The organism is Micromonospora sp. NPDC005686 (assembly GCF_042871665.1).
Classification (GTDB): Bacteria; Actinomycetota; Actinomycetes; order Mycobacteriales; family Micromonosporaceae; genus Micromonospora.
This window is the reverse complement of record NZ_JBIAIY010000013.1, coordinates 117,895-127,901: the sequence shown is the minus strand read 5'-3', so window position 1 is coordinate 127,901 and position 10,007 is coordinate 117,895. Positions and strand designations below refer to the sequence as shown.

Here is a 10,007-nt window from a genome sequence, read left to right as displayed (position 1 = left end):
CGTCGAGGTCGTGTATTTTTTTACGCGGTTCTTTGCGTCTACACCGGCTTAAAAATATACCAAACCCGCTGACGCTTTTGGGGGGGGGGGTGGGGGGGGGGGGCGGCCCCCCCCCCCCCCCCCGCCCATCGGAAGGGTGACGCTTTGACCACCATGCTCGGCCCGGCCACCGCCCCACCGGACATCCGGGGGCCCGTTCGCAACCGGCGGATCCGGCAGGGCGTACGGGAGTTCCTGGCGCCGTACGCGTACATCTCGCCGTTCTTCGTGCTGTTCCTGATCTTCGGCCTCTTCCCGTTGCTGTTCACCTTCTACATCTCCCTTTTCGACTGGGACCCCATCGGCGAGCACCGCTTCGTGGGGCTGGACAACTTCTCCGAACTCCTGCACGACCCGCGATTCTGGGGGGCGCTGCGGAACACGTTCAGCATCTGGGTGATGTCGACGGTGCCGCAGTTGCTCCTGGCGCTGGGCCTGGCGCACCTGCTCAACCACGCGCGGCTGCGGCTGGCCGGGTTGTTCCGGATGTCGGTGCTCGTTCCCTACGTCACCTCGGTGGCGGCCACGACCATCGTCTTCGCCCAGATGTTCGACCGGGACTACGGCATGATCAACTGGTTTCTCGGGTTGCTGGGCTTCGCGCACATCGACTTCACGGCGTCGCTGTGGGGCAGCCACATCATGATCGCCACGATGATCGCCTGGCGCTGGACCGGATACAACACACTGCTGTACCTCGCCGCGCTGCAGGCGGTTCCCCGGGAACTGTACGAGGCCGCCGCCGCCGACGGTGCGAACGGCTGGAGACAGTTCCTGCACATCAGCATCCCCTCGCTACGGCCGATCATCGCGTTCACCGTCGTGACGTCGACCATCGGCGGGCTGCAGGTCTTCACCGAGCCGCTGTTGGCCAACCCGGTGGGCGGACTCACCTGCGGGGCGGCACGGCAGTGCCAGACCGTCACCCTCTACCTCTACGAGCAGTCCTTCGGGCAGTTCCACTTCGGCTACGGCGCAGCGGTCGGCGTCGCGCTCTTCGTCATCGTGGTGGCCTTCTCCGGACTCAACTATCTGCTGACCACCCGCATCCGTTCGGAGCGCCCATGAAGCCCGTACCCCCGACCGCCGCGCCCAGGCGGGCCAGGCGGCGCCAGGCCAACCGCGTCCCGTTCCCGGTGTACGCGCTGCTGACGTTCATGGCCCTCGTCAGCGTCTTCCCGCTCTACTGGATGTTCGTGGTGGCGACGACGGACTCCGCCACCGCGACGACCCTCCCGCCGACGATCACCCCCGGCGGCAACTTCCTGCACCTGGCGGAGCTGGTCTTCACCATCGTGCCGTTCGTGCAGTCCCTGCTCAACAGCGTCATCGTCGCCACCACGATCGCCGTGGGCCAGGCGGTGCTCTGCGCGCTGGCCGGCTTCGCCTTCGCCAAGCTGTCCTTCCCCGGCCGCAACACGCTGTTCCTCATCGTCGTGCTGACCATGACGGTGCCGGCGCAGTTGGCCGTGGTGCCGCAGTACCTGATCATGTCCCAGTTGAACTGGGTGGACACTCTTCAGGCGGTGATCGTTCCCGGACTGGTCAGCGCGTTCGGCATCTTCTGGATGCGCCAGCACATCGGCAGCGTGATCAACGACGAGCTGATGCAGGCGGCGCGGGTGGACGGCGCGACCACCTGGCAGATCTTCTGGCGGATCGCCTTCCCGCTGGTCCGCCCGGCGGCATACGTGCTGGGGCTGTTCACGTTCGTCTACGCGTGGAACGACTTCCTGTGGCCGTTCATCGTCCTGAAGTCGCCGGAGAACTACACCGTCCAGATCGCCATCAAGGCGCTGCAGCAGAACCGGGACATCGATCTGGGCCTGGCCATGTCCGGCTCCTTCCTGGCCACCATTCCGCTGCTGGTGTTGTTCGTCTTCGTCGGGCGCCGTCTGGTGCAGGGGATCATGGAAGGCGCCTTCAAGGGGTGAGGTCCCCCCACGCGGCGCCGGTGCCCCCGTACGCCTTCGCGGTGCGGCGCGGGCTGCGCGTGCCGATGGACGACGGCGTCGAGCTGGTCGCCGACCTCTACCTGCCGGCCGGTCCGGTGGAGCCGCCGTTGCCCACGATCGTCGTCCGCTCGCCGTACGGCCGGCACGGCTCGCTCACCCACGCGCCGGCGCTGGCCGGCGAGGGGTTCACGGTGCTGGTGCAGAGCTGCCGTGGTACCGGTGGCTCCGGTGGCACCTTCCGACCTCAGCTCGACGAGCAGCGCGACGGCATGGCCACCCACCGGTGGGTACGCCGCCAGCAGTGGTTCACCGGCGCGGTCGCGACGTACGGGGAGAGCTACCTCGGCTACGCCCAGTGGGCCGTGGCGGGGCGGATGTGCCGTGACGATCCCGCCAACGCCCCCGACGCCCTGTGCCTGAACGTCACGATGGCCGACTTCGGCGCGGTCACCTGGAACAACGGCGTCTTCTCGCTGGGCGGCTCGCTCGGCTGGTCGCGCCTGATGGCCCTACGCGGCATGCGTGGCGTCCTGACCAGAGCGTGGCTCGCGCGGCGGCCGGACCGGAAGCTGGCCGAAGCCCTCGACGTCCTGCCGCTGTCCGCCGGCGACACCGCCGTGGCGGGCCACCCGATCAGCTGGTATCAGGACTGGCTGGCCCACGAGAGGCTCACCGACGACTACTGGACCCGGCAGTCGCACACCGCCTCGGTGCCCGACGTCACCGCGCCCGTGTACATGGCCACCGGCTGGTACGACATCTTCCTTCCCTGGCAGCTGCGCAACTACGCCCAACTCGCCGCGGCCGGTCGCCCGCCCCGGCTGACCATCGGCCCGTGGGGCCACCGCAGCGATCAGAGCCCGTTTCTCGCCGAGTCGATCGCGTTCCTCAAGGAACACTTCGCCGGCGCGCCCGCGGATCGGCCGGCGCCGGTGCGCGCCTTCCTCACCGGCGCGCAGCAGTGGCACGATCTGTCCGCGTGGCCCCCGCCGGACACCACTACGCGGCGGTGGCGCCTGTACCCCGCCGCTCCCGACGCGGGCACCACCCGCTACACCTACGATCCGAACCGGCCCACACCCGCGCTCGGTGGTCCCGGCCTGGGCCCGTCCTGCGGGCCGGTCGACAACGGCGCCCACGAACGCCGTACGGACGTGGCCGTCTTCCGCAGTGCGCCGCTGGAGCGCGCTGTCGTCCTCGCCGGGGAGCCGACCGCCCACATCCGGTTCCGCTCGACGGCAGCCAGCGCCGACGTCTTCGTCCGGATCTGCGACGTGCACCCCGACGGCCGCTCCATGAGTGTGTGCGACGGCATCCGCCGCATCGGCGGCGTCGGCACCGCGGCCACCGACCCGCTGCCCGACGAGGACGGTTTCGTCGAGCTGGAGGTGCCGCTGTGGCCCGCGTTCCACCGCTTCGCCGCCGGCCACCGCGTCGCCGTGCACGTCAGCTCCGGAGCGCATCCGCGCTACGCCCGTAATCCCGGCAGCGGCGAACCCGCAGTCACCGCGACCACCACCGTAAGGGCGCGGCAGGAGATCTCCCACGACGGCGCCCAGCCGTCCCGGATCGACCTGCCGGTGTGGACGTGAACGGCGCGAACGCGCCGGCCACCGCGGCGAGCGCCATCTACGCACATCCCCGTACACGTGCGGTCATCGGAACCGCTTGTCCAGGAGGGCTCCCCGGATGGCATCCGTATTCCATGTGGCGACAGGCGGTTCGGATCGCGCCGACGGCTGCGCCGAGCGGCCCTTCCGGACGATCAACCGGGCCGCGGGCGTCGCGCAGCCCGGTGACACGGTGGTGGTGCACGCGGGGGAGTACCGCGAGTGGGTGAAGCCACGCCACGGCGGTCTCAGCGACTCCCGCCGCATCACCTACGAGGCGGCGCCCGGCGAGCACGTGGTGATCAAAGGATCGGAACGCGTCACCGGATGGACGTCGCTCGGCGGGACGGTATGGCAGGCGGTCGTCGACAACGCGCTGTTCGGCTCGTTCAACCCGTACGCCGAGGAGGTGACCGGCGACTGGATCGTCTACCGCGAGGGCGCGCCACGCCGGCACCTCGGCGACGTCTATCTGAACGGGTTGAGTTTCTTCGAGGTGGGGAGCCGGGCAGAGGTCGACGATCCGCCCCGGCGCACCGAGGTCGTCGACGACTGGACCCGGGTGACCCGTCCGGTCGGTAATCCCGACCAGACCCGGCTCGTCTGGTACGCCGAGGTCGGCGAGCAGACGACGATCTGGGCCAACTTCCAGGGCGCCGACCCGAACGCGGAGCTGGTGGAGATCAACGTACGCCGCAGCGTCTTCTACCCGGCGCAGCCCCACCTGGACTACATCACCGTCCGTGGCTTCGAGCTGGCCCACGCGGCCAGCCCGTGGGCGCCGCCGACCGCCGACCAGCCGGGCCTGATCGGACCCGGCTGGGCGAAGGGGTGGGTCATCGAGGACAACGTGATCCATGACGCCAAGTGCTCGGCGATCTCGATCGGGAAGGAGGGCTCGACCGGGCAGAACTTCTCGGCTCTGCGCGGCGACAAGCCGGGCTACCAGTACCAGCTGGAGTCGGTCTTCGCGGCCCGCCAGATCGGGTGGGACCGGGAGCACATCGGCTCGCACGTGATCCGCCGCAACACGATCTACGACTGCGGCCAGAACGCGATCGTGGGTCACCTCGGGTGCGCGTTCTCCACGATCGAGGACAACCACATCCACCACGTCGGCGTGAAGCGTGAGTTCTACGGGTACGAGATCGCCGGCATCAAGCTGCACGCCGCCATCGACGTGGTGATCCGGCACAACCGGATCCACGGCTGCTCGCTCGGCACCTGGCTGGACTGGCAGGCGCAGGGCACCCGGCTCTCCCGCAACGTCTACCACGACAACTGCCGGGACCTCTTCGTCGAGGTCAGCCACGGCCCCTACCTGGTCGAGCACAACATCTTCGGCTCACCCGCCGCGCTGGAGCTGTTCAGCCAGGGCGGCGCCTTCGTCAACAACCTGGTCTGCGGCACGGTGCGGCTGGAGCCGGTGCTGGACCGCGCCACGCCGTACCACCGGCCGCACAGCACCCAGGTCGCCGGGTACGCGGTGATCTACGGCGGTGACGACAGGTACGTGGGCAACCTCTTCCTGGGCGGCGACCCGGGCGCGGCCTACGGCGCGGGCGCGGAGGGCGAGGGCCCGCCGCGAGCCGGCACCGCCGGATACGACGGCCATCCCGCGTCGTTCGCGGAGTACCTGGCCCGTCTCGACGACCAGCCGCCCAGCGACCAGCAGAAGTACGTCGACGTGAAGCAACCGGTGTACGCCCGCGCGAACGCCTACGCCGCGGGCGCCCGGCCGTTCGAGGGTGAGCGTGAGCCACGGGTGCTGGGTGCCGCGACGGCGGCGATTGTCGACGAGGGCGATGCGGTCTGGCTCGTCACCGACCTCCCCGAGGCGTTCGACGGGGCCCGTATCGGTCTCGTCACCGGCCGGGACCTGGAACGGGTCCGCTGCGCCGACGCGGAGTTCGAGGAGGCGGACGGCAGCCCCGCCGTCATGGCCGTCGACCTTACGGGCCAGCCCCGGCAGCCGGGACGAGAGGGCGCCGTCGGCCCGATCGCCGGCCTCCCATCCGGGGCGCAGCGTACGCGCGTCTTCTGACGGCGGACCCGTGCGTACGGCGCGATTACTCTGCCGGCCGCGGCGCGCGGCCGCCGTCCGAAGCGATGAGACGGTGGCGCCGACCGGCCGGCGCCACCGTCTCCGTCGCCCTCAGCCGCGTGCGGCCCAGTCGCCGAGGGTCCAGTCGCGGACCTCGGGCATGTCCTCCAGGTGCTCCACCACGTACGTCTCGTGGCGGTCGAGCTGGCTGCGGCACCACGCCTTGAGGTCCGCCGCCCCGCGCGGCAGGCGCTTGGCGTTGTTGATGGCGTCCATCACGAGGTGGTACCGGGACGCCTTGTTGCGCACCGTCATGTCGAACGGCGTGGTGGTCGTGCCCTGCTCGATGAAGCCGCGCACGCGGAACCGGTCCGCGTCCGGGCGGCCGTGCACGAGCTGGTGGATCGCGCCCGGGTAGCCGTGGAAGGAGAAGACCACGTCGACGTCGTCGGTGAACAGCTCGGTGAACAGGGTCTCGCTCATGCCGTGCGGGTGGTCCTTGGGCCGGACCAGGGTCATCAGGTTGACCACGTTGACCACGCGGACCTTCAGGCCGGGCAGCCGGTCGCGCAGGATCTGCGCCGCCGCGACCGTCTCCATGGTGACGACGTCGCCGGCGCAGGCGAGGACGATGTCGGGGTCGCTGGTGCCGTCGTCGGTGCCGGCCCACTGCCAGATCCCCGCGCCGCGGGCGCAGTGTTCGATCGCCTCGTCCATGGAGAGGTACTGCAGCTGCGGCTGCTTGTCGATGACGATCAGGTTGATGTACGAGCGCGACCGGAAGCAGTGGTCGGCCACCGACAGCAGGGTGTTGGCGTCCGGCGGCAGGTAGACCCGGGCGACGTCGCCGCGCTGGGTGAGCACCACCTGGATCAGGCCGGGACCCTGGTGGGAGAAGCCGTTGTGGTCGTTGCGCCACGCCGTCGAGGTCAGCAGGACGTTGAGGCTCGGCACCTTCGCGCGCCACGGCAGGTGCTTGGCCTCCTGCAACCACTTGCCGTGCTGCACGGTCTGCGAGGCGCTGACCATGGCGAACGCCTCGTACGTGGCGAACATGCCGTGCCGGCCGGTCAGGTTGTAGCCCTCCAGCCAACCGTGGCAGTTGTGCTCGCTGAGCACCTCCATGACCCGGCCGTCGCGGCTGATCGACACGTCCTCCGGTGTCACCCGCTCCATGAAGGCGCGGTCGGAGACGTCGAAGACGCTGCCGAGGCGGTTGCTGTTGGTCTCGTCCGGGCAGAACAACCGGAACCGGTCGGCGTTGCGGGTGTAGATGTCGCGCATCATCTCGCCCAGCTTGCGCGTCGACTCGGCCCGCTCCTGGGCCGGCTGCGGCACCTCGATCGCGTAGGAACGGAAGTCCGGCAGGTCCAGGTCCCGGGTCAGCAGCCCGCCGTTGGCGTGCGGGCTGGCGCTCATCCGCAGGTCGCCGTCGGGGGCCTGGTCCCGGATCAGCGCCACGGGCGCGCCGGCGGAATCGAACAGCTCCTCCGGACGGTACGACTTGAGCCAGCGCTCGAGCAGCGCGAGGTGCTCCGGGTTGTCCTTGACGCCGGACAGCGGCACCTGATGCGACCGCCAGGTCCCGGTGACGATGGTGCCGTCGACGGTGTCCGGGCCGGTCCAGCCCTTCGGCGACCGCAGGATGATCAGCGGCCAGGTCGGGCGGGTGCCGTCCCAGGAACCGTCACGGGCGGCGGTCTGGATGTCGCGGATCCTCGTCCAGGCGGTGGCCAGGGCGGCGGCGAAGCGGTGGTGCATGCCGGGCAGGTCGGAGCCCTCGACCTCGATGACGTCGTAACCGTGGCCGCGCAGGAGGTTGCGTACCTCCTCGGGGTCCTTGCGGCCCAGCACTGTGGGACCGGAGATCTTGGCGTCGTTGAGGTGCAGGATCGGCAGGACCGCGCCGTCGCGTGCGGGGTTGAGGAAGGACACGCCCTTCCAGGAGCCCTCCAGGGGCCCGGTCTCGGCCTCGCCGTCGCCCACCACGGCGATGGCCAGCAGGTCCGGGTTGTCCATCACCGCGCCGAACGCGTGGACCAGGACGTAGCCCAGCTCACCGCCCTCGTGGATGGAGCCGGGGGTGGTCACCGACACGTGCGACGGGATGCCGCCGGGGCTGGAGAACTGCCGGAACAGGCGCAGCATCCCGGCCTCGTCCTGGCTGACGTCCGGGTAGATCTCGCTGTAGGTGCCTTCCAGGTAACCGGCGGCCACCAGTGCCGGCCCGCCGTGACCCGGGCCGGCCAGGTAGATCGCCTGCTGGCCGGTGTGCCGGATCAGCCGGGAGGCGTGCGCGTAGATCAGCGACAGGCCGGGGCTGGTTCCCCAGTGGCCGAGCAGGCGCGGCTTGATGTGCTCAGCCGACAGCGGCTCGCGTAGCAGCGGATTGCCCTGCAGGTAGATCTGCCCGATGGTCAGGTAGTTGTTCGCCCGCCACCAGGCGTCCAGACGGGCTAGCTCGGCGTCGTCGAGCTCGGCGAGCGTGCGGAGTTCGGATACGACCGCGGTCACGGCGGTTCCTTTCACAGATCTCGTCTTGTCAGGACTTACGTTAGGCCCCGCCGCCGCCGACCGCCCGGGCCCGCAAGCCGCAAGCCACAGGACCTTCGGCCCTCGTACGCGGGAATCCGGTGCACCGGCGGTGGGTCGAAGATGCCGGAGTCGCGGCCGGGCGGCCCGTGCGTGGCGAGGCGTTCGCGCAGGACGGGCGCTCGTTCCGGCACGCCGACCTTGACCGGCCGGGCCGCCTCCGTCTGCCGGCCGGCATCAGGGCGGGATGCGCCGGGACGACCCTTCCGGCGCATCCGGAAGCGCGTCCGGATAGTGAGACGATCACCGGCCGCTGTCCAGGACTTCGGACAGCGGCCGGCGTGGCGTCACCGGAGCCTGCGGTGCGTGTCCGATCCGGATGATCATTTGTGCCTGGTGGCCCGCGGTGGTGCCGGCGAGCAGTTCCCGGGTCGCCGGCACCTCGATCGGTTGGCTGACGGGGGTGGTGGCCAGCCGCAGCCGGGTGGCCACCAGCAGGACGTGCTGCAACGCCTGGCCGGCGCGGACCCAGTCGTCCGGGCCGTCGCCGGGCGTCGCCAGCACGGCGATCGTCGGGTGCGCCTCGAGGAACTCGTTCGTCCGCCAGGGCTGCGGGTGGACGAGGCCGAAGTCCCGGACCGGCATCCGTTCGAGGGCGTCCCACGGTCCGACAGCGGCCGGCGGGATGCCGTCGTGCCGGCCCGGCGAGGGTCTCGTCCAGCGGTTCAGCTCGGCCCGGTAGCGGCCCTTCGTGCGCAGCTGGCGCTCGGCGTGGCGCCCGAGCTGCAGGATGGCGTTACGGGTGACCAGGCCGGCGATCGTGAGTACCGCCCCCTGGTCCGCGGCGGCCGATCCCAGCTCCTCGATCGCGTCGGCGGACACCACCGAATCGGTGAACGGCAACCGGTTGGTGTGGCGCCGGGCGATCGTTTCGGCCAGCGTCGTCACGGTTTCCGGTGGTGGATCCTCACGATCGAGCGTCACCCGGGCCACCAGGTCGGGCGACTCCGGTTCCGGGAGGACGGCGCACGTCGTCCGCCATCCCTGCGCACGCAGAGCCAGCCGCAGGGTGAACAGGGCCGCACCGACACTGATCAGGAGTTCGCGGCCGGACGCGTCCAGCGCGTCGAGCCGGCGGCTGTGGTCGGCGTACACCAGCACCTCGCGGCCGGTGATCCGGAAGCGCCACGGCTGGCTGTTGTGCAGCGAAGGGGCGAGCGTCGCCGCGGCCACGGCCCGGGTGAGCACGTTCATGACGCGCCCTCCGCCCGCTGCTTGATGCCCAGCAGCATCCGGCGCTCCATGATCAGACTGCCCGGTTCCATCACCAGGCGGTACGCGGCCCGGCCCGGCCCCGGGCGCGCCGCCAGGGCGATCCGGTTGCGGCTGATCAGCCGGGTGCCCGCGCCGTCCGGTCGCAGGTGGAAACCCCACACCCAGGCGCCGTCGGCGGACCGGAACACCAGCGTCCGCCGCGGGTCGAGGATCTCGACGCGCATGGCCGGCCCGCTCTTGCCGAGCGGCAGTTCGTCGCCGCCGGCGAGATGCTGGAACTGCGGCAGGATCTCGTCGGCGCTGTGCATGTCGAGCCCGAACAGGTTCTCGATCCAGTCGTAGGTGTAGGCGCCACCGCGACCGCTGCCCATCTGCACGAGCCAGGGCCAGACCGCCTCGGCTGGCGCGTCGACGGTGACCGCCCGGGTGGAGACGATGTCCGGATCGGCCAGGAACTCGTCACCGGGCAGCGTCGCGTCCACCTCGGCCGCCGTGGCTCCCCAGGTGAGCCACCGCCCGGGCCGTTGGAGCACTGTTCCCTGCATGACCTCT

7 protein-coding genes are annotated in these 10,007 nt (G+C 70.6%); 4 read left to right on the top strand and 3 right to left on the bottom strand.

All coding sequences use genetic code 11. The features are described 5' to 3' along the window. Positions 1-153: 153 nt before the first annotated feature. From ACFYON_RS26170 to ACFYON_RS26155, 4 genes are all read left to right on the top strand, one after another. Positions 154-1,107 carry a sugar ABC transporter permease gene (locus tag ACFYON_RS26170; protein ID WP_354873116.1) on the top strand — a complete coding sequence of 318 codons (954 nt, stop codon included), beginning with the start codon at positions 154-156 and terminating at the stop codon, positions 1,105-1,107. Next, entirely contained in the window at positions 1,104-1,973 is an 870-nt protein-coding gene (locus ACFYON_RS26165) for a carbohydrate ABC transporter permease (protein WP_354872860.1), read from the top strand. The genes ACFYON_RS26170 and ACFYON_RS26165 overlap by 4 nt, the downstream gene beginning before the upstream one ends. Continuing rightward, on the top strand, positions 1,970-3,586 hold the full coding sequence (locus ACFYON_RS26160) for a CocE/NonD family hydrolase (RefSeq protein WP_355094500.1): 1,617 nt from the start codon (positions 1,970-1,972) through the stop codon (positions 3,584-3,586). The genes ACFYON_RS26165 and ACFYON_RS26160 overlap by 4 nt, the downstream gene beginning before the upstream one ends. Before the next feature lie 97 nt (positions 3,587-3,683). Beyond that, complete coding sequence (locus ACFYON_RS26155) at positions 3,684-5,648, top strand: right-handed parallel beta-helix repeat-containing protein (protein WP_354872865.1); 1,965 nt, start codon at positions 3,684-3,686, stop codon at positions 5,646-5,648. Positions 5,649-5,759: 111 nt separating this feature from the next. On the opposite strand, the gene ACFYON_RS26150 is transcribed toward ACFYON_RS26155, so the two are convergent. From ACFYON_RS26150 to ACFYON_RS26140, 3 genes are all read right to left on the bottom strand, one after another. Next, positions 5,760-8,162 carry a phosphoketolase family protein gene (locus tag ACFYON_RS26150; RefSeq protein ID WP_354872867.1) on the bottom strand — a complete coding sequence of 801 codons (2,403 nt, stop codon included), beginning with the start codon at positions 8,160-8,162 and terminating at the stop codon, positions 5,760-5,762. A gap of 321 nt (positions 8,163-8,483) precedes the next feature. Next, on the bottom strand, positions 8,484-9,434 hold the full coding sequence (locus ACFYON_RS26145; RefSeq protein WP_354872869.1) for an Acg family FMN-binding oxidoreductase: 951 nt from the start codon (positions 9,432-9,434) through the stop codon (positions 8,484-8,486). After that, positions 9,431-10,000: an SRPBCC family protein gene (locus tag ACFYON_RS26140; RefSeq protein ID WP_354872871.1), complete on the bottom strand. Its 570-nt coding sequence runs from the start codon at positions 9,998-10,000 to the stop codon at positions 9,431-9,433. The genes ACFYON_RS26145 and ACFYON_RS26140 overlap by 4 nt, the downstream gene beginning before the upstream one ends. Positions 10,001-10,007: the final 7 nt, after the last annotated feature.